The 20,365-nt window shown below is 72.3% G+C and carries 15 protein-coding genes; 10 read left to right on the forward strand and 5 right to left on the reverse strand.

The genetic code is table 11. The features are described 5' to 3' along the window. Positions 1–165 precede the first annotated feature (165 nt). From OG251_RS33230 to OG251_RS33250, 5 genes are all read left to right on the forward strand, one after another. Positions 166–1,956, forward strand: a complete 1,791-nt coding sequence (locus tag OG251_RS33230; protein ID WP_326680561.1) for a CocE/NonD family hydrolase — start codon at positions 166–168, stop codon at positions 1,954–1,956. Positions 1,957–2,119: 163 nt separating this feature from the next. Beyond that, the gene (locus OG251_RS33235; protein WP_326680562.1) at positions 2,120–2,359 is read left to right on the forward strand and encodes a LapA family protein; all 240 of its coding nucleotides are present in this window, start codon (positions 2,120–2,122) and stop codon (positions 2,357–2,359) included. 133 nt (positions 2,360–2,492) lie between these two features. Then, the gene (locus OG251_RS33240) at positions 2,493–3,047 is read left to right on the forward strand and encodes a GNAT family N-acetyltransferase (protein ID WP_326680563.1); all 555 of its coding nucleotides are present in this window, start codon (positions 2,493–2,495) and stop codon (positions 3,045–3,047) included. Between the two features lie 372 nt (positions 3,048–3,419). After that, positions 3,420–5,312, forward strand: coding sequence for a LamG-like jellyroll fold domain-containing protein (locus OG251_RS33245; RefSeq protein ID WP_326680564.1), 1,893 nt, complete (start codon positions 3,420–3,422; stop codon positions 5,310–5,312). Positions 5,313–5,559: 247 nt separating this feature from the next. Then, on the forward strand, positions 5,560–7,287 hold the full coding sequence (locus tag OG251_RS33250) for an acyl-CoA dehydrogenase family protein (RefSeq protein WP_326680565.1): 1,728 nt from the start codon (positions 5,560–5,562) through the stop codon (positions 7,285–7,287). A gap of 132 nt (positions 7,288–7,419) precedes the next feature. Here the strand turns inward: OG251_RS33250 and OG251_RS33255 are convergent, their stop codons facing one another. Further along, the gene (locus OG251_RS33255; RefSeq protein WP_326680566.1) at positions 7,420–8,403 is read right to left on the reverse strand and encodes an AraC family transcriptional regulator; all 984 of its coding nucleotides are present in this window, start codon (positions 8,401–8,403) and stop codon (positions 7,420–7,422) included. Between the two features lie 278 nt (positions 8,404–8,681). Here OG251_RS33255 and OG251_RS33260 point away from each other — a divergent pair, with 278 nt between their 5' ends. Continuing rightward, positions 8,682–9,584, forward strand: coding sequence for a DUF6801 domain-containing protein (locus tag OG251_RS33260; RefSeq protein ID WP_326680567.1), 903 nt, complete (start codon positions 8,682–8,684; stop codon positions 9,582–9,584). 261 nt (positions 9,585–9,845) lie between these two features. Beyond that, positions 9,846–12,056 carry an NACHT domain-containing protein gene (locus OG251_RS33265; protein WP_326680568.1) on the forward strand — a complete coding sequence of 737 codons (2,211 nt, stop codon included), beginning with the start codon at positions 9,846–9,848 and terminating at the stop codon, positions 12,054–12,056. A 61-nt stretch (positions 12,057–12,117) separates the two neighbouring features. Here the strand turns inward: OG251_RS33265 and OG251_RS33270 are convergent, their stop codons facing one another. Next, a complete protein-coding gene (locus tag OG251_RS33270) occupies positions 12,118–12,471 on the reverse strand; it encodes a DUF6204 family protein (protein WP_326680569.1) in 354 nt (117 codons plus the stop codon). Between the two features lie 345 nt (positions 12,472–12,816). On the opposite strand from OG251_RS33270, the gene OG251_RS33275 reads away from it, so the two are divergent. After that, positions 12,817–14,784 carry a DUF5107 domain-containing protein gene (locus tag OG251_RS33275; RefSeq protein ID WP_326680570.1) on the forward strand — a complete coding sequence of 656 codons (1,968 nt, stop codon included), beginning with the start codon at positions 12,817–12,819 and terminating at the stop codon, positions 14,782–14,784. Between the two features lie 22 nt (positions 14,785–14,806). On the opposite strand, the gene OG251_RS33280 is transcribed toward OG251_RS33275, so the two are convergent. From OG251_RS33280 to OG251_RS33290, 3 genes are all read right to left on the reverse strand, one after another. Beyond that, positions 14,807–15,160, reverse strand: a complete 354-nt coding sequence (locus OG251_RS33280) for a VOC family protein (protein WP_073719900.1) — start codon at positions 15,158–15,160, stop codon at positions 14,807–14,809. 138 nt (positions 15,161–15,298) lie between these two features. Then, complete coding sequence (locus OG251_RS33285) at positions 15,299–16,108, reverse strand: class I SAM-dependent methyltransferase (RefSeq protein WP_326680571.1); 810 nt, start codon at positions 16,106–16,108, stop codon at positions 15,299–15,301. A gap of 108 nt (positions 16,109–16,216) precedes the next feature. Further along, complete coding sequence (locus OG251_RS33290) at positions 16,217–17,752, reverse strand: bifunctional phosphatase PAP2/diacylglycerol kinase family protein (RefSeq protein WP_326680572.1); 1,536 nt, start codon at positions 17,750–17,752, stop codon at positions 16,217–16,219. Between the two features lie 182 nt (positions 17,753–17,934). On the opposite strand from OG251_RS33290, the gene OG251_RS33295 reads away from it, so the two are divergent. Then, complete coding sequence (locus OG251_RS33295; RefSeq protein ID WP_326680573.1) at positions 17,935–18,783, forward strand: SMP-30/gluconolactonase/LRE family protein; 849 nt, start codon at positions 17,935–17,937, stop codon at positions 18,781–18,783. Positions 18,784–18,936: 153 nt separating this feature from the next. After that, positions 18,937–20,307: an aminotransferase class I/II-fold pyridoxal phosphate-dependent enzyme gene (locus tag OG251_RS33300; RefSeq protein ID WP_326680574.1), complete on the forward strand. Its 1,371-nt coding sequence runs from the start codon at positions 18,937–18,939 to the stop codon at positions 20,305–20,307. Positions 20,308–20,365 lie beyond the last annotated feature (58 nt).

The raw sequence follows: 20,365 nt of genomic DNA on the forward strand, positions 1-20,365 counted from the left end.
CGGGGCCGGCGGCGCGGGACGCGGGCCGCCGCGGACCCGGCCCCGGCGTGTGTGCAGAGCGTGAACATCTTTCAAGGAACGCCGTCCTGGGCGTTGACGCGGTGATGACGCCTGCCACACCATGGGCCCGGCCCAATACTTACCGGTCGGTAAGGTGTCCTCGGTGTGGAGGTCTACGTGTCAGGTGCTGTCTCCCGGTTCCGCAAGCCACTCATCGCCGTCGCGGGGGCGGCCCTCGTCGCCCCTCTCGCGTTCGCCGGGCCGGCACAGGCCGATGCCGCCCAATACACCGTCACCCCGCTGAAGTTCACCGTCCAGGCCGGTGGCCGCTCCTGCACCGTCGATGCCGACCTCTACCGCCCCGCCGGGGTCGACGCCGCCCACCCGGCCCCCGCGGTCCTCGCCACCAACGGCTTCGGCGGCAGCAAGTCCGACGGCTCGACGGGCACCATCGGCAAGGCCTTCGCCACCCGCGGCTACGTGGGCCTCGTCTACTCGGGCCTCGGCTTCGGCAAGTCCGGCTGTCTCATCACGCTCGACGACCCCGCCGTCGACGGTGCGGCGGCGAGCGGACTCCTCGACTTCCTCGCCGGGACCCGTGCCGCCGACGACGGCACCGAGGCGGACTTCGTCACCAAGGACGGCGAGGGCGACCCGCGCGTCGGCATGATCGGCGGCTCGTACGGCGGCGCCGTACAGATGGCCACCGCCGCCGTCGACCGCCGGGTCGACGCCCTCGTCCCGCTGATCACCTGGAACGACCTCGGATACGCCCTCGCACCCAACAACACTGGTGCGCGCGCCGGGGTCTCCTCCGACACCCCCGGCGTCTTCAAGTGGCAGTGGACCAACGGGTTCTACCTGATCGGGGAGGGGCAGACCATCCTGAACCCGAGCCTCGACCCGTCCCGGTTCGGCAGCCTGGACTGCCTGCACTTCGCCGCCCGCGCCTGCGAGACCATCCGGCTGCTCAACTCCGGCCGCTACCCCGCCGACGAGGCCGCCGCGATGCTCGCGTACGCGCGCAGCGTCTCACCCGTCTCCTACCTCGGACAGGTCAAGGCCCCCACCTTGCTCATCCAGGGCCAGGCCGACAGCCTGTTCAACCTGAACGAGGCCACCGCCACGTACAAGACCCTCAAGGCCCGGGGCGCCACGGCGAAGATGATCTGGCAGGCATGGGGCCACAGCGGCGGCCAGACGGACGGGGAACTCGACCTGGGGCAGGGCAATCTGGAGACGAGCTACGTCGGACAGCGCGTCCTCGCCTGGTTCGACCGCTACCTCCAGAAGAAGACGGACACCGACACCGGCCCCGCGTTCGCGTACTACCGCGACTGGCGGAGCGGATACGGCACCGCGGCCGCCGTGCCGTCCCTGTCGCGGAAGATGTATCTCTCCGGCGACGGCAAGCTGGTCGACAACCGCTCCAAGGTGATCCGCGGCAGCCGCCAGTACACCAACTGGCTCGTGCCGACCAGCCACTCCGAGAGCTCGCTCGCCGGTGTCATCGGCCTGCCCGACCCGAAGCCGTACGACACCAAGGGCACCTACCTCGGCTGGACCAGCGAGCCGCTGGCCTCGCCCGTCGATGTCGTCGGCGCCCCGAGGGCCACCCTGAAGGTCGTCTCGCCGAAGACGGAACGCGTCCAGAACAGCGGGGACGCCGCGGACAAGCTCGTCCTGTTCGCCAAGGTGTACGACGTGGCCCCCGACGGCAGCAAGAAGCTGGTGAACCGGCTGGTCTCGCCCGTCCGCGTGCCCGACGTCACCCTGCCCTTCACCGTGGAGCTTCCGGGCATCGTCCACCGGTACGAGGCGGGGCACCGGCTCGAATTCGTGATCGCGGCCAGCGACTCGGCGTACTTCGGCAACCGGGGCATCAAGCCGGTCACCGTCGTGAGCGCCCCGCAGGACACGGGAGTACTGGAACTCCCGGTGGTCCCCGCAGGCTGACCGCCGCCCCCGCTGCCGCCCCACCACCCCGTCGCATCACCCGAACGGCCGTACTGCACCGCCCCCCGGTCCGGGGATGGAGACATCCTGGGACCCGGGGGCGGCTGCCGTAGGGCGGTACGGCGCCGGGCCGGACACGAGGAGCCAGCGAAAGGGCCTGACCATGAGCCCCAAGGACGTATCGAGCGGCGGCAAGGGCAGTACAGGGCTGTTCACCCCGGCACGCGTCGCCGTCGCCGTCGTGGCCGTGCTCGCGCTCGTCTTCATCTGCGTGAACACCGACGACGTCACCATCCGGCTGATCGTCCCCGAGGTCTCGATGCCGCTCTGGCTCGCCCTGCTGGGCGTGTTCGCGGCCGGGCTGCTCTGCGGCGGCTATGTGTTCCGCCGGCGCACGAAGTAGCGGCCTGCGACACCGGAACGCACCGGGCGGCGACCGGTCGTCGCGCGCCCCGGCGTACGCACACGGATCGGCGGTACGTACGCGGACCGGCGCGCACGCGGTCCGGCGGCGCGCCGCGTCGTACGCTGAGCGGATGCCCGAGCCGACCGATCCCCTCCCGCCCGCCGCGTACCTGGCCGAAGGCCCCAGGACGGCGCTGCGGCACTTCACCCGCGCGGATGCCGAGGAGTTCACCGCCCGCGCGAGGGAGAGCCGCGCCCTCCACCATCCGTGGCTCTTCCCGCCGGAGGACCCCGGCGCCTACGGGGAGTACGCCGGTCACCTCCGCACGGACCCGGCCCGGGAGGGTTTCCTCGTCTGCGAACGCGCCGCGGGCGGCGGCATCGCCGGATTCATCAACATCAACAACATCGTCCTCGGCGGATTCTGCTGCGGTGCCCTGGGCTACGGGGCCTTCGCGCACGCGGCCGGGCGCGGCCTGATGTCCGAGGCGCTGGGCCTCGTCATCGCCCACGCCTTCGGGCCGCTCGGCCTGCACCGCCTGGAGGCCAACATCCAGCCCGCCAACGCGCCCTCGATCGCGCTGGTCCGGCAGGCCGGGTTCCGGCTGGAGGGCCTCTCCCCGGACTTCCTCTTCGTCGACGGCGCCTGGCGCGACCACGAACGGTGGGCGATCACGGCCCGGTGAGGGGCCGACCCTCTTCCCCCGGGCCACAGTGCACCGACCCGCCACCGATCCGTCGCCGACCTGCCTCCGACCGCCTCCGACCGCCTCCGACCGCCTCCGTCCCGTCTCCGTCCCGCCTCCGTGCCGGGCCAACTGCCGTACGGCGGCGGGTCGGACCGCCGCCCGGGCAACCCGGGCCTCGTTCACCCAGGTCGGCCGTGCCGGCCGGACATCAGGCGCAGGCCCGCCGCCATCCGGGCGGGGCGACCCGCGCACACGTCTCCTCTTCATGCACTCTTCGCCCATCTGTCGCCGTTACGGCCCGGTTCCTCCCCGCTTCCTGTGGCTAGCTTTCAGTCGCCCCCCGATGCTCGATCCGCCACGGAGAGATCCATGTGTAGCCCGACCCACCGGCCCGACGGTCCGGTCCTGCCCGCCGCCGGCCGCCGTTCCTTCCTGCGTGCCACCGCGCTCACCGGTGCCGCGACCGCCGCCTCCGGGCTGCTGGCCGCCGGTCCCGCCGCCGCTCTTCCGCAGCAGTCCACCGCGTCGGGCGCGGTCCGTCACCCGGATCCCGAACACCCGCGGTTCACCGTCGTGGTCATGCCGGACACCCAGTACCTCTTCGACGGGGCCAGCATCCACAAGGCGCCGGTCGAGGCATCGCTGCGCTATGTGCTCGACAACGGGCGCGACGAGAACATCGTCTTCCTGTCCCATCTGGGCGACCTGACCGAAAGCGGTCGGGCGAGCGAATTCGGGGCGATCGGCGAGGCGTTCGAGCTGCTCGACCGGCGGCGGGTCGGCTACAGCGTCGTCGCGGGCAACCACGACATCGCGTCGTCCACCGACGACCAGCGCGGCCGCACCCCGTATCTGGACACCTTCGGCCCGCAGCGCATGCGGCGCCTGCCGACGTTCGGCGGGGCGACCCCCGACGGCTACAACACCTACCACCTGTTCCGCGCCGCCGGTCGCGAATGGCTGGTGCTGGCGCTCGACTGGCGGCCGTCGGCGGCCGGGCTGGCCTGGGCGCGCGACGTCATCGCCCGGCACCCGCACACCCCGGTCGTCCTCACCACGCACGAGCTCGTGTACGCCGACGCGGACGGCGACGAGGCGGAGTTCTCCGACCACGGCAGACATCTGTGGGACGAGCTGATAGCCGACCACGACCAGATCTTCCTCACCCTCAACGGGCACTACTGGCCCGCCGGACGGACCACCCGGAAGAACGCCGCGGGCAATGATGTGCACCTGCACATCACCAACTACCAGAACCGCTACTACGGCGGCAGCGCGATGATCCGCCTCTACCGCTTCGACCTGGCCAGGAACACCATCGACGTGGAGACGATCTCCCCGTGGGTACTGGGCCGTGCGGGCGAAAAGCTCAATGATCTGGAGCGCGGTGAGATCGAGCTGACCGGCCCCCAGGACCGGTTCTCCGTCCCCGTCGACTTCGCGCAGCGGTTTGCGGGCTTTGCTCCCGTCCCCGTACGCGGCCCCCGTCCGGCCGCGCGGATGCTGGTGCGCGGCACGGTCGCGTACTGGCGCTTCGACGGCGGGCGCCGGGACGGCTCGGCCGCCGACGCCGCCCTGCGCGTCCCCGACCTCTCCGGCCACCGCAACGACCTGGTGCGCCAGGACGTCCCCGGCAGCGGGCCCGACGCCCTGCGCTGGTCGACCGCGCACCACCCGGACCAGCCGGGCCACGGCAGCCTCTACTTCGACGGCGGGAAGCCACCGCTGCGGGGCGCGTACCTGCGTACCGTGGACAACGCACCGATCAACACCCTCACATTCAAGTCCGGTTACACCGTCGAGGCATTCCTGAGCGTGCCCGCCGACTGGGACGCCGGGCACCACGCCTGGGGTGGTGTACTCGGCCGGCAGGGCACACTCCGCGCGGCGGGCAAGACCGCCGGCGACCCGGAGGAGCCCGTGGCCACCCTGTCCCTGTCGGACGGTCCCGGACTCCAGTGGGCGGCCGCGCCGCTCAACCAGCCCGGGGCCGTCACCCACTGGAGCCACGAGCTGACACGTGACCGCTGGTATCACGTGGCCCTCGTCAACGACGGCAGGCACACGACGATGTACGTCGACGGCTGCGTCGTCGCACGCAACCCCGCCACCCGCACCGTCGGGCTGGCCACGGCCGGACTGCCCTGGCTGCTCGGCGGCTACGAGTACGGGGGGAAACTGGACCAGTTGATGCACGGCTGGATCGGGGACGTCAGGATCGTCGAACGCGCCCTCCGTACGAAGGACTTCATGATCGCGTGAGTCGTCCGGGGCCGGACGTCCGGGGCGCGGGCGGGTGTCCGCGCCCCGGCATCTTCCCGCCCCGTCGACGGGGCGGCCGGGCCGCCACCACGGGGTTTTCGGGTTTTAATCGTGTTGATCATCACGCTGTCGTTACTGACCGTATGGGCTAGCGTGCCGAAGCGTGAATACTCAGAACTCATATGACCGGGGCACTTCCGCAGGTGAAGCGCTTGTTCGGGCCCTTTTCGGCGACCGGCTGGAGAAGGTGCACGAGCCTTGGCGCGATCTCTTCCGCGCCGAGCGGTTCAGCTTCCGGGAGGGGCTCACACCGCAGGAGCGCGCCACTCTCTCCTATGAACGGTTACGCGCTGTCAACGACGCGATGGACAGTCCCGAGGAGCTCGCGACCGACGTGGAGCGTCTCAGCGCGTTCCACGAGTGGGCCGGACCCGCCGACCCCGCAATGGCGACCGTGGCGAGTATCCACTACAACCTGTTCCTCGGCAGCCTCCTTGACCTCGGACCCGGGCAGGAGCGCGACCTGCGTGAATACATCGCGATGGCTCGCACGGGGACGTTCCTGTGCACCGAGGCCGGACACGGCAACAGCGCCTCGCAGCTGGAGACGACAGCGGTGTACGACGCGGCGGCCGGCGTATTCGTGCTGCACACGCCGACACCCGGTGCGCGCAAATTCATGCCGAACACCAGCTCGACGGGAGGGCCCAAGACCGCGGTCGTCGCGGCCCGGCTGATCACGGACGGCACGGACCGGGGTGTCTTCCTGTTCCTCACGCCGCTCAGCGACGACACCGGGAGCCCGCTGCCGGGAGTGGAGATACACCGGCTGCCGCAGACCGCCAGCAGCCCCGTGGACCACTGCGTGACCTCGTTCACCCACGTCCGCCTGCCCCACGGCGCACTCCTCCAGGGCGATCACGGGCGGCTGACACCGGAGGGCGTGTTCACCAGCTCCATCGGCAGCCCCCGCATGCGATTCCTGCGCTCCATAGGCCGCGTCACCACCGGAAAGCTGTGCATGAGCGCCTACAGCCTGGGAACCGCCCGCCAGGCCCTGGCCGTGGCCCTGCGTCATGCTCACACCAGGCACACGGCGAGCGTGACCCCGCGCAGGACCGTCCCCCTGTTCGCCCATCGCAGCCACCACGCCCCGCTCCTCGATGCCGTTGCCACGACCTATGCCGCGACCCTGCTGCACCGCACGGCCCTGCGACGGTGGGCGGAGGGAACGGAGGACCAACGCGAAGACGGTGAACGGTTCATCGCCATAGCCAAGGGCTGGATCACGTGGCAGGCGCGCGCTGTCATGACCGAGTGCCGTGAGCGCTGCGGTGCGCAGGGACTGCTCCTGGCCAACGGAATCGCCGGTCAGCTGGCGGCCAATGAGGGCACCATCACCGCGGAGGGCGACAACCTGGTCATATGGGTCAAGGCGGCCGGTGAGATGCTCCTCGGTCACTTCACTCCGGAAGAGGCCGGCTCCACACCGCCGGGGGACCGTGAACTCACCGATCCGGCCTTCCTCCAGGAGCTCCTGGCGGACATCGAGCGCATCTGGCAACAACGGGCGCGAACGCGTCTGCGGGGCGCCGAGCCCGGCAATCCGCTCAACCGCTGGAACGTGGCCGTCACTCCCGCCCTCAAGCTGGTCGACGCCCACGCCCACCGACAGGCCGCCGAAGCCCTGCTGGCCGCCGCCGAGGAGACTCCCGACTCCGAGGCCCAAGAGATCCTGCGGTCTCTGCACCGTCTGTTCGCTCTCCGTCAGATCAGCGGCCACAGCGGGGACCTGCTCGCCGAGGGGCGCCTGACGCCCGACCAGGTCAGGTCGCTCCCCGACCTCGCCGAGACGTCGGTCGCCGATCTCGAACCGAAGGCGATGGCCCTCGGCCAGGGGCTCTTCGTCGCCGACGACGTGCTCCTGCGCTACCCCATCAACCAGCCGGACACCACGGGATGCGGGGTCTCCTGAGAGCCGTTCCCGAGTTGTTCAGTGGCTTTCGGCTCTGTCGGAAGGGACGTCGCCGGTCGGTCCGGTGCGCGGACCGGTGAGCCCCGACAGCGCTGAAAGGCGCCGACTCCCCGCTCGGCCGCCCGCTGCCGATCAACTCGGGCGCGTATCGCCGACGGGCCGGGGGCCCGCGTGCCGTACCTCGCGGGGGCACACCCCGAAGCGCTGCCGGAATGCCGTGCTGAGCGCACTGGAGGAGGAGAATCCCGACGCGTACGCCAGCTCGGTGATCGTCATATGCCGGTACGCGGGTGCCGGCAGCCGGTCCCGTACCAACCGCAGCCGTTCCTCGCGGATCAGCTCGCGGGGGGTCGTCCCTGCATGCTGCAGGGCCAGCTGCACCTGGCGCAGCGACCAGCCCAGCGCCTGCGCCACGGTGATGCCGGTCATCCCGGGGTCGGCCGCATGCTCGCGGATGTACCGGCGGACCATCGTCTCCACATCGGTCAGATGGCCCGGGGCGGTGGGGCGGTCGTCTCCTGCGGCGAGCATGCACAGCAGCTCGACCAGCCGGTCCGACACCGCGTCGAACTGGCCCGTGGTGAGGGTGTCGCGCTCCTCGTGCAGACCGGTCAGCATGTCACCCACCACCCGGCCCAGGCCGGAGGCCAGATCGATGGCCGCGGTGAGCGGCGAGGACCGGTTCAACCGTCCGTTCACCTCTTGAGCGGCGATCGACATGATGAGCGCCCGCGCGGAGACGTCCTGCCGGAGCTCGAACGGTGTGGCGAACGTGACCAGGCACCCGGCCCCCGGCACCAGCCGCAGCTCCTGGTCGCCCTGGCGCATCACCATTTCCCCGGTGACCGGCAGCAGCAAGCGGTAGTCCTCGTCAGGGGCGTGCCGTGTCTGGCCCGCGGTCCGGGTGTACGTGATCGTGTCCGACCAGAACATGACGAGCTGATGAGTGTCCGTGAACTGGCGGATCGTCCCCGCGTGAAAGTCGTCGGTGCGCGGGTAGCCGTAGCCCATCCGGCTTTGACACGACGTCACGTGCTCGCTCCAGAAGTCGGTGCGCTCACGCAAGGCCACGTCCCGGGTCGTCGACGCATGCACGACGTAGGTTTCCGAGGCCATCCGAGACACCCTTCACCGCAGCCTTCTTTCAGTGTGCCCATTCCGCGGCCGGTTCTCACGCTGATCGCATCGAGCGTTGCGCACTGTGACAACTTTCTTACGCGCAGGCGCAATTCCCGTTGCGAGATCCAGCCCTACGGTCGGTCACAGGATCCGCTGTGCACCAGGGCAGGGCGGGTCCCCGCCCGACCGATGTGGGCCGGTTCCGCGACCGTCCCACCCGGGGGAGGAACCCATGGGTCTCGTCCAGAGGCCCAGGTACCTGACTGAGGATCAAGATGGCGAGTGACAGGATGATCCAGAACCTGCGTGGGCGGCACCGGACATCCCGTGCCGTCCCGAGCGGTCCGGCGACCCGCAGAGCCGTGGGACTGACGCTGGCCGCAGGGGTCGCGGGCGCGAGCGTGGGGGTGTTCGGAGCCGGGTCCGCGGCCGCGGACCCGGTATCGCTCGAACTGCGGTACGTGTGCGCGGTCCAGATGCTCCCCGACCGGGCAGGCACGGTGGAGATCGACGCGGATGTCCCGACATCGGCGGTGGTCGGCAGGCCCACCTCGAAGTTCGTCATCCGTGCGACGGTGCCGGTGAGCGGGGCTGACGCGAACGGGCTGCGCAGCGCCGGTATCCAGGTCATCAAGGGCACGGTGGACGCGAAGGTCCTGGTGAAAGCGCCGGGGGGTGACACCAACCTCAAGGTGCCCTTCCAGGTGGCCAGAACCGATGTCCCGAAGTCCGGACCGTTCTCGGTCGAGGCGACCGGCGTCGCGCCGAGTCTCACCTTCAGCCGGCCGGGCAGGGCGAGAATCACCGTCGGTGACCTCGTCGCGCACGTCTCCGCGAGTGGTGGCATGACGGTCCGACTCGACGTGCCGTGCAAGCTGGACAGCGGGCAGAACAACGTCGTGGCATCGATCGGCATCACCAGGACGAGACCGACGACCGCCCCGACCCCGTCCAAGGTGCCGGCAGCGGCCACCTCGGGCACCACCGGGTCACAGAACCCGAGCGAAGGCGCGAGGGCGGGTGCGGCCACCGAAGGCCCGGCCGGCCCCTCCGGCGGCCTGGCTACGACTGGCAGCCAGGGCGTCATGAGTCTGATCCCGGTGGTCGCGGGAACCGTTGTCCTGGGGGCCCTTGCCGTGGCCGCCGCTTTCCGCTTCCGTTCACGCCGCGCCAGGTGACCGGGGCGCACCCTGACATCCGCGGACGAGGACGCGAGAAACCCCGGGGGCCGATCCAGGTGCCGGGCGGGTGCTGCGGTGGCCCGCCGGGAAGCTCACCTCGTGCGGTCCGCCGAGGCGGGCAGCCCGACGCCGGGTCGATGAGTGGCGCTCCGGGCCGGGTGCCCCGAGGGGGCCGGGGCACCGGTATCGACGGACCCGGTGAACACCGTCGCGGTGTCCGGCTTCCTGGACGACGGAGCCGATGGTGAGGACAGGCACATGAGGACGGCACGTCGCACACTGTGGGGATGGGTGGCGCTCAGTGTGGTGACCGTGGGAGTGGCGGTCACCATCGCCATTCGGGCGGGAACCGGGGATGTGGACCCGGGCGGGCTGGCGTTGGGGCTGGTCAGCCTGATGCTGGCGATAGCCGGCCTGTACCAGGCGACGCTCTCCCCGACCTCGCAGGACACCGACACCGCCGGACTGGCCGACCGCCTCGCCGACCACATCAGGAAACGTGAGGAGGAAGCCCGCCGGAGACTCCTCGGCGGCAGCGACCGCACCATCAACGTCGAGTTCGCCTTCCTCCCCTCCCCGGCCCACCACGCCACGGACGCGGCGGCGCCCCGGGGCACGTTGGAGGACATCGCCACCCACTACCGCGATCTCCGGCTCGGCCGCCTCGTCATCACCGGCGCACCCGGAGCCGGCAAGACCGTCCTCGCTCTCCACCTCATGCTGCTCCTCCTCGCCGACCGGGCGCCGGGCGCCCCCGTTCCCGTACGCCTGTCGTTGTCCACCTACGACCCCGAGCGGTACAAGCTCGACGACTGGCTCGCCGACCAGCTCACCCGCACGTACCAGCTACGCCCCGCCGCGGCAGCCGCCCTCGTCACCGCCCGGCTGATGCTCCCCGTGCTCGACGGCCTCGACGAAATGGACGCCGGAGAGGTCTTTGGGGACCACTCCCGTGCCGCTGCCGCTCTGGAGGCCATGAACAGCTACCTCCACGGCACCACCAAGGGCCAACTCGTCCTCACCTGCCGCAGCGGCGCCTACGCCGCTCTCGAAGGTGCGGAACTGTGGGCGGAGGACGCCTCCCGGATCGACATCGCCCCCGTCGACCAGGCCGCGACCGAGGCGTTCGTCGCCGCCCGCGCCCGCAGACCGGCCCGCTGGGAACCCGTCCTGGACGCACTCCGCGCAGCCCCGGAAAGTCCCTTGGCCCAGAGCCTGTCCACACCCTGGCGGCTGACCATAGCCCTCGCCGTCCACGACGAACGTCACCCCGGCGGTGGCTGGGTCCGCGATCCCGTGGATCTCCTCGCGCTCACCCCGCGAACCCCCGAACAGATCCGGGACCACCTGCTGAATCTGTTCATCCTCGCCGCTTCCTCGACAGGCGGCACCACAGCGCCCTACACCCAGCCGCAGATACGCACCTGGCTGACGGTCCTCGCCCGCTACCTGCACACCAACACCATCAGCCCCCGCGACGTGGCGGGACGGCGCCTGTCCGGAACCGATCTCGTACTCCATGAACTGTGGCCGCTCACCGGCCACCGCCGCGCCCGCACCGTCCAGGTCCTGTCGACCATCGCGGTGTGGGCCACCATCGACCTGCCTGCCGCCCTGCTCGACTCCTGGTACGTGTACGCGGCGAACGTGACGCTGATGGTGGTGGGCAGTCTTCTCATCGCAATCCCCCCGTGGCCCGTACCGTCCCGGCTGGAACGAGTGAACGCCGGAGGACCGGCGGCACGAGGTCAGCTGGTGAACGGGCTGGTGGGAGGGCTCTTCTGGGGAGGGCTCATCGTCGTGGCCGACATGGGGAATGTCCTCGGGCCGGTGGCCGGGCTCGTGTACGGCCTGGTGGTGGGGCTCGCCGGTGGAGCGATGGTCGGTTTCGGGCTGGCGGGCGTGCTCTCGGACGCACCCGATTTCGGCAGGTCACACGGAAACGCGTCGCCGCGCGGCACGGTCCGGGACGACCTCGTGAGCGGGTTCGCGACCGGCCTCGTGGTCGGCCTGGGGTTCGTGCCGTACTACTGGTTCGCCGGGGGCCCCGTGATCGCGCTCGGGGCAGTGATCATCTACATGCTTCTGTTCGGCCTCGGCGGCGGGCGGGCGCTGGCGCTCCTCTACAACCGCCTGTTCAGATGCGGATACCGGGGCGCGCTCGACTCGCTGGTCAGGCCCTGGCGGGTGTTCGGCCCCCTGTTCGGGACCGGCGCCGGCCCGGCCCTCGGCGCCGCGGGCGTCCGCTACCTGGCGTTCCTGCTCTGCACCCGCCGCTGGTGGTCCGGCCAGCCACTGCCCTGGCGCCTCGGCCGATTTCTCGACTGGTGCTGCGACGCGGGTCTGACGCGCACCGCCGGGATCGCCTACCAGTTCCGCCACCGCGAGCTCCAGGAGTTCCTCATCCGCGGCCACATCCCCCACGACCCGCCGAACCGTGCCACCTCCGCGCGGGCGACGCGACGCTGAGCCCGCCTCCCGAAGGGCGTGAAGGCGGCACGGAGGGAGTCGGAGCGGCCGTCGCCCGGTGTCATGCCGCTCCCGGAGCCCGCCGTCCCTTGTAGTTCACCTTCATCGTGTCCATGTCCGTCACCGTGGAGCGCAGCTCGCCGTGCGCGTACCCCCGCTCCTTCAGCGCGCTCTGCGCCCGGTCCTCGGCGATGGCCGCCGCCATCTCCTCGCCGTCCGCCGCGTCGGACACCACCACATAGCGGAAGCTGAAGTGCTTGAGCACGGCGTCGTAGGCCAGCGTGCCCTCCTCGGTGAACCGCATCGCCGTCAGACCGTGCTCCTCCACCTCCGACAGCAGCCGCGCCCGGTCCCCGTCCGTCAGCCTCTCCCAGGTACCCCGCACGATCACCCGGTACGTGTGCTGCGTGCCCATCGTGGTGCCGCCCTCCGCTCGAAACAGCCGAGGGGCAAGGCTACGGCTGCCGGACCGCGGGGCACCGGGAATATTCGGCGGAAAGCCGAGGACGGAGAGCGAAGGGCCGAGGACGGCCGGCGGAGGGGCGGGTGGAAGACGGCCGGAGGGGCGGGCGGACGACGGGCGGAGGGGCGGGTGGACGACGGGCGGAGGGGGCGGCCGCACGACGGGCGGAGGGGCGATCGGCGGCCCTTCGACGAAGTCGGACGGCTTCGCCCCTGGTCGGGGCGGCATCCAACGTGTTCCATGGTCATCGGGGGGCGCCCGGACCTGTGGCGGCCCGTGCGAGGGAGCGAGGTTGCCTTGGCCACGACCGTACGACGTGCCGTACTGACTCTGCCCGCAGCACCACGGGGACCGGAGAACCCGCTGCCCGCCCTGCGGACGCTCGACGAGCCGCATGCCGTGGACGAGCGCGAGCGGGCCGATCTGCCCCGGGAGATGGCGCGGCAGCTCGGCCACGAGCCGCTGCGCACGGTCCTGCCGGTACGTGTCCTGGACGGATACGGACGTGAGCGCACCCCCACCGAGCTGGACGCGATCGTCATCGAGAACGACCGGCTGCGCGTCACCGTGCTGCCCGGTCTCGGAGGCCGCGTCCACTCCCTGCACCACAAGCCGACCGGCCGTGAACTCGCCTACCGCAACCCCGTCCTCCAGCCCGCCGACTTCGCACTCAACGGCGCCTGGTTCTCCGGCGGCATCGAATGGAACATCGGCGCCACCGGCCACTCCACCCTCTCCTGCGCACCCGTCCACGCCGCCCTGGTCCCCGCCCCGGACGGCGGCCGGATGGTCCGGCTCTGGGAGTGGGAGCGGCTGCGCGACCTGCCCTTCCAGGTGGATCTGTGGCTGCCCGACGACTCCGACTTCCTGCACGTCGGCGTACGGATACGCAATCCGCACGAGCATCCCGCGCCCGTCTACTGGTGGTCCAACATCGCCGTCCCCGAGAGCGAGGGCACCCGGGTCCTGGCCCCCGCCGAGGAAGCCTGGCACTTCGGGTACGAGCGGACCCTCGACCGGGTCGCCGTCCCGGAGACCGGCGGCACCGACGTGACGTACCCGCTGCGCAGCACCTACCCGGCCGACTACTTCTACGAGGTACCCGACGGCGCCCGCCGCTGGATCGCCGCCCTGGACGAGGACGGCCACGGGCTCGTCCAGACCTCCACCGACCTGCTGCGCGGCCGCAAGCTCTTCCTCTGGGGCAGCGGCACGGGCGGACGCCGCTGGCAGCAGTGGCTGACCGAGCCGGGCACCGGGGGCTACGCCGAGATCCAGGCCGGGCTCGCCCGCACGCAGCTGGAACACGTCCCCCTCGAACCGGGTGCCGAGTTCAGCTGGCTGGAGTCGTACGGTCCGCTCTCCGCGGACCCCGCCACCGTGCACGGCGCGGACTGGTCCGCCGCCCGCGCCGAGACCGAACAGCGGCTCGCCGCGGCCCTGTCGCGCACCGATGTCGAGGAGGCGTACGCGGCCTGGCTGCCGTTCGCCGACGCCGAGCCGGTGGAGGTGCTGGCCACCGGCTCCGGCTGGGGCGCCCTGGAGGTGAAGCGGGCCGGTCTCACGCTGCCGGGCACTCCCTTCGCCGAGTCCACGCTCGGTGAACAGCAGCGTCCCTGGCTGGAGTTGCTGCATCAGGGCGCCGTGCCCCGGCCGCGCCGGGCGGGCCCGCCCGGACCCACGCTGGTCTCGTCGCACTGGCGCGACATGCTGGAGACCGCGCCCGCCGATCCGCTCACCGAATACCACCTCGGGATCGCCCAGTGGCACGCCGACGACCGCGCCCAGGCCGTCCGCAGCTGGGAGCGCGGCCTCGCCCTCGCCGTGTCGCGCTGGCCGCTGCTGCGCTGTCTGGCCGTCGCCGCCCAGGACAGCGGTCAGGTCTCCCGCGCCGCCGATCTCTACACCGAGGCGTTCGAGGACCTCTGCGGAGAGCGCGCGGACGAGGAGTGCTGGTCCGCCGCGACCGCGGCCCTCGCCCGCGAGACGATCGAGGCCCAGCTCGCCGCCGGGCGGCAGGCGGCGGCGCGCACCGTCCTGGCGGCCCTGGACCCGGACGTCCGTGAGCGCGGCCGGTTCCGGCTGCTCGATGCCCGCGTCCTGGTCGCCGAGGGGGAGACCGCGGCGGCGAGGGCGCTCTTCGACACCGGGTTCGAGGTCGCCGACCTGCGCGAGGGCGCCGAGATCCTGGGCGACCTCTGGGCCGCGGTCAGCGAGGAGCCGTTGCCGGACGCATACAACTACCGGATGCGCCCGAAGCGCTGAGGACGCGCCCCGGGCGGCCGGGTCAGGCGGGTGCGTTGCGGTCGGCGTACTCGAAGACCGAGCCGTCCGGGTGCAGCGCGATGAGATTGCGGCCGGCCGGGGTCGGCACCGGGCCCGCCACGATGTGGGCGCCGACCCGGGTCAGCGCCGCATGGGCCGCGTCGACGTCCTTGACCGCGATCGTCGCACTCACCTTGCGCAGCACCTCCAGCTCCGACTCGGGACCGCTCATCAGCAGAAAGCAGCCGATCGCGGCGACCGAGACCCCGCCGCGCTCGAAGCGCAGCGCCGGAGTGCTCGTGAGGCTCTCGTAGAAGGCCACCGAGGCCTCCAGGTCGTCGACGCAGATGCGCAGCGTGGTTCCGATGATTTCCATGCGTACGAGGGTAGTTGGCGACCCCTGGGCATGTGATCGCTTCCGGGCGACCGGATGGCCGGGCGACCGGGCGTTCCCGCCGCCACCCGGCGCGGTGGGAACGCCGTGTTCCTCAGGCGGCGGGGCCGCCGCCGGATGTCAGGCGCGGCACAGCAGTTCACCGTGCGGGACCATGAACCAGCCGTCGTCCTCGGCGCCCCAGGCGCGCCAGGCCGCCGCGATCGCCGTCAGCCGCTCCGGGTCCGTGTGGCCGCCCTCCACCGCCAGCTTCGCGTACACCGATCCGGTCGTACGGTCGGCCCACAGCGCGCTCCACCAGTCGCGGGACTCCGGGGTGGCGAAGCACCAGGCGGCAGCCGTCGGGGTGAGGTCGGTGAAGCCGGCCCGCCGGGCCCAGGAGACCAGCCGCCGGCCGGCGTCGGGCTCGCCCCCGTTGGCGCGGGCCACCCGGCCGTACAGCTCCTGCCACTCGTCCAGGCCCGGCACTTCCGGATACCAGGTCATCGCCGCGTAGTCGCTGTCGCGCACGGCGACGAGGCCGCCCGGCCGGCAGACGCGCCGCATCTCACGCAGCGCCTGCACCGGATCGCCCACGTGCTGGAGCACCTGATGGGCGTGGACGACATCGAAGGAGTCGTCCGGGAAGTCCAGCGCGTGGACGTCGGCGGTGGCGAACGTGATGTTGTCCAGACCGCGTTCGGCGGCGACCGAGGCGGCCTGGTCGAGGATGTCGCGGCCGGTGTCGACCGCGGTCACCGGGCCGGGCGCGACCAGTGCGGCCAGGTCGGCCGTGATGGTCCCGGGGCCGCAGCCGACGTCCAGCACCGCCAGGCCGGGGCGGAGCTCGCCGATCAGATAGGCCGCCGAGTTGGCGGCGGTCCGCCAACGGTGCGAGCGCAGCACCGACTCGTGGTGGCCGTGGGTGTAGACGGCGGCCTCCTTCGGCATGGCCGTTGGTCCTCTCTCGACGTGTTCTCTCGCAAGCGGTACGGCCACGGTACGCCGCGATGTCGCATATTGAGATATGCGTCTTGCGATGTGGTCACGCCGGTTCTGTCACACGGGCATGGGGCAGTAGACGGTGAGTGCTTCCGTCAGCTTGTCGATCGTCAGCTCCGTTCCGGAACGGGCCACTTCGCCGTCGTACGCGTAGGGGGTCCCGGGCGTCAGGCCGGCGATCCGGACCCGGCGCCGACGTACCGCCGCATGGACGGGGGAGCGGGTCAGTGGACCGGCCACCGCCGCCGCCAGCAGTCGCAGGCCCGGAGTGCGGCCGCCGTGGACCGCCCTGATGTCCAGCAGGCCGTCCGCCAGGTTGTGCCGCCGCCCGGGGGCGGGCCCCACCCGCTGGAAGAGACCGTTGCCCACGAACAGGAGCCACAACGGCCGCCGTTTGCCCTGGAGTTCGGCCTCCAGCGGTCGTCGGCCACGCAGTACTTCGAAGGCCGCCAGGACCCCGGCGGGCCAGCCGCCGATACGGGGCGCCCAGTGTTCCCGGGTCCGTACGAGCTCCGGGTAGACCCCCAGGCTGAACGCGTTGAGGAAGTAGCCGTCCGCCCCGCCGGGCCCCTCGGGGCCGGGCCGGAACCTGCCCAGGTCCACCCGGACCGCGTCCCCCGAGGTGAGGGCGGCCGCCGTGTCGTGCACCGTCTCGATGCCCAGGTCGTACGCGAAGTGATTGAGGGTTCCCCCGGGAAAGACGGCGAGCGGCATCCCGTGGGTCGCCGCGACGGACGCCGCCAGATTCACCGTGCCGTCACCCCCGCAGATCCCCAGTGCCCGGCCCCGGTCCGCCGCGTCGGCCAGCGCCCCGGACAGCTCGTCGGGCGCGCACTCCACGACCTCGGCCAGCGGCAGCGCCTCGCGCACCAGCGAGGCGGTCGCGGTGGCCGTGCCGGACTCCTGGTTCACCACGACGACCAGGTCCTTTCCGGCGGGCAGTGCGGGAGCCGTCGCCGGAGGACGGCCCGGTGCGGGCAGCTGGCCCCGCGTCGGTACGACCCCGCGCAACGCGAACGCCGCCCCTATGCCGAGCGCCGCACCGGCCAGCACATCGCCCGGATAGTGCACCCCCGTGTAGACCCGGGAGGCGGCCACCGCCACCGCGACCGGGGCGACGACCGCGCCCCAGCCCTTCGATTCCAGGGCGACGCCGGTGGCGAAGGCGGCGGCGGACGCCGCGTGCCCGGAGGGGAAGGACGTGGTGAACGGCTGCCGCTTGAGCTGCCGCACCACCGGAACCAGGTCCAGTATCGGCCGCTCCCGGCGCACGGCCCGCTTGCCGACGGTGTTGATCGCGGCCGAGGCGACGGCCAGCGACGCGACCCCGCGCAACGCCGCCCGGCGTGCCCGCGCGCTGCTGCCCAGTGCCGCCATACCGGCCGCGGCGCCGAACCAGAGCAGCCCGTGATCGGCGCTGCGGCTCAACCGCGGCAGTACCTGATCGGCGCCCGGCCAGCGCCGGCCGGCGACACCGCGGAACAGGGCGAGGTCCCGGTTGTGCAGCAGGCCGCGCAGCCGGGAGGAGGCGAGGGGGGAGGCGGAAGAGGAGGTGGGGAAGGGGATGGAGGGTCTGGTGCTCGCGGTAGACATGGGTCAGCGAATACCCGGCCCGGCCCCGATGAAGCCGAAGGCGCGCCGAGACGATTGCCACACAGCCGGGAACGGGGGGCCGGGGAGAGGGGGCCCGGTCAGGCATCCGTACGATGACCGGGGCATCGAACGCGTGTACAGGAGGCGTTCACGGTGCGGCCCGGACACCACCTGGAGCAGTCATGAACGTCGTACCGGAAGTGGCCGTGCGCGAACAGGCGCAGCTCGGCGAGGGGCCCACCTGGGACCCGGCCACCGGGCGCCTGATCTGGGTCGACATCCTCTCCTCCCGCGTCCACACCTACGATCCGGAATCCGGCCGCCGCACCGTCATGGCCACCGGGCAGCACGTCGGAGCGGCGAAGCCGCGGGCCGGCGGTGGACTGGTCGTCAACCTGCGCGAGGGCATCGGCCGCTACGACGCGGACGGCGCCTTCTCGTGGCTGTTCCACGACCCGGTCGCGGGCCGGCGGGGCAACGATGCCGCCGTGGCGCCGGACGGGGCGCTGTGGGCGGGCACCATGCGCGACGACGAGGCCGAGACCGGCGGCGGCCTCTGCCGCGTCGCGCCCGACGGCACGGTGACGGACATGGTGGGCGCGGTGGCGTGCAGCAACGGCACCGGGTGGAGTCCGGACGGCCGGCTCATGTACTACATCGACACCCCCACGCTCCGTATCGACGTCTTCGACGTGGACGGCGAGCGGGTGCGCGACCGCCGGCCGTTCGCGACGATCGAACCCGGTGCGGGCGCCCCCGACGGACTGACGGTCGATGCCGAGGGCTGCGTCTGGGTCGCGCTCTGGAACGGCTCGGCACTGCGCCGTTACGCCCCCGACGGCAGGCTGGACCGGATCATCGGGCTGCCCGTCCGGCGCCCGACGGCGTGCGCGTTCGGCGGCCGGGATCTGCGTGACCTCTACATCACCTCCGCCCGCACGGGCGGCGGTGCCCCGCACCCGCTCGCCGGATCACTGCTGGTACTGCCGGACGCGGGGCTCGGTATGCCGGGCACGCCGTTCGCGGGCTGACCGGGAGCGCGCGCATCCCGCGTGCCGCCGTCCCCCACTCGCACAGTTGGGCGGGCGCCCCGCTCCAAACCTCCGTATAAAGGCCCTGAGAGCCGCGTGGGCACGAGGCGAGGACGGACGGGGACGGGTCGGCGGAGGCGGAGGAGGGCCGGGATGCACCGGACCGAGGACACCGGGCAGGGCGACCGGAGCGGGCGGACCGGCGAGCAGCGCGAGGGAACCCGCGGCCGGGGCGAGGGAACCGGCGACGGCGAGCGAACCGGCGAGCGGTACGGGCACGCCGGACGAAGCGGGCGGGGCGGCCCCCCTCCGCCTCATCCGCGTGAGGACCGCGGGCCCGTCAGGTACGGGCCGCCCGCCCCCGGCCCCGGCCTGCCCGTACTGCCCGAGCTGGCTGACGTGCTGGCCGCCGCGGCCTCCCGTGCCCTTCCCGAACCGCCCGGCGGCGGAACCGCCCTGCGCGGGGCGGCCGTCTCCTACTGGGAGCGGCGCGGGCTGCGGGGCGGCCCGCAGCACGTCGCGGCCGCACCCGGCGCCCAGCCCCTGCTCCTCGCGCTGATCGCCGCGCACGGCGGCGATGTCCTCATGCCGCGCCCCTGCCCCGCCACCTGGACACCGCAGGCCCGGCTGCTCGGCCGGCCCGCCTACCATGTGCCGACCCCGGCCGAATGCGGTGGCGTACCCGATCCGTACGCCCTGCTGGAGACCGTGCGCCGGGTGCGGGCCGAGGGCGGCCGGCCCCGGCTGCTGCTGATCTCCGTGGTGGACGACCCGACCGCCACCGTGGCCCCGCCCGAACTGGTCCGCGAGGCGTGCGAGGCCGCGGTCGCGGAGGGGCTGCACATCATCAGTGACGAGACCTGGCGCGACACCCTGCACCGGCCCCACGACACGGTCCTGCTCAGCCCCGCCGAGATGTGCCCGGACGATGTCACGGTGCTGAGCGACCTGGCCGGTGCGCTGACCCCGGCCGCCTGGCCGGTGGCGATCGCCCGGTTCCCGGACACCGAGCGGGCCGCCGTGCGCCATGCCCGTGCGCTCGACGTCCTCACCGCGTCGGGAGCCCTGGTCGCCGGGCCCGTCGCGCAGGCCGCAGCCCACGCGCTGCGGGAGCCGGAGTCCGTCACCGCCAGGATCCGGCAGGCCGCGGAGCTCCACGCCCAGGTCGCCTCCGCCGCGCACCGCGCGGTGCTCAGCTCCGGCGCGCTGGCCAGACCCCCGCAGGCGGGCCGCCACCTCTACGCCGACCTCGGCCCGCTCCGCTCCCGGCTGGTCTCCCGGGGCGTCACGGACTCCATGGAGCTGGAGGAGTACCTGACGGCCCGTCTCGGTGCCCCGGCCCCCGGCGGACACCGGTTCGGGGACGAACTGGGCGCGCTGCGCGTGCGGCTGGGCACCGGACCGCTGCTCGGGGCGACCCCGGAGCAGCAGGGGGAGTCCCTCACCGCTGTGGAGCCCTTGAAATTGCCGCACGTGGCGGCGGCGCTGAGTATTTTCGCAGCGGCCTTCGACGAGCTGAGATGACCGGCGCGGTGGGCTGAACGACGGGTTGAGATGACCGGCGCGGGGGAACGGACTCTGC

The organism is Streptomyces sp. NBC_01237 (assembly GCF_035917275.1).
GTDB lineage: Bacteria > Actinomycetota > Actinomycetes > Streptomycetales > Streptomycetaceae > Streptomyces.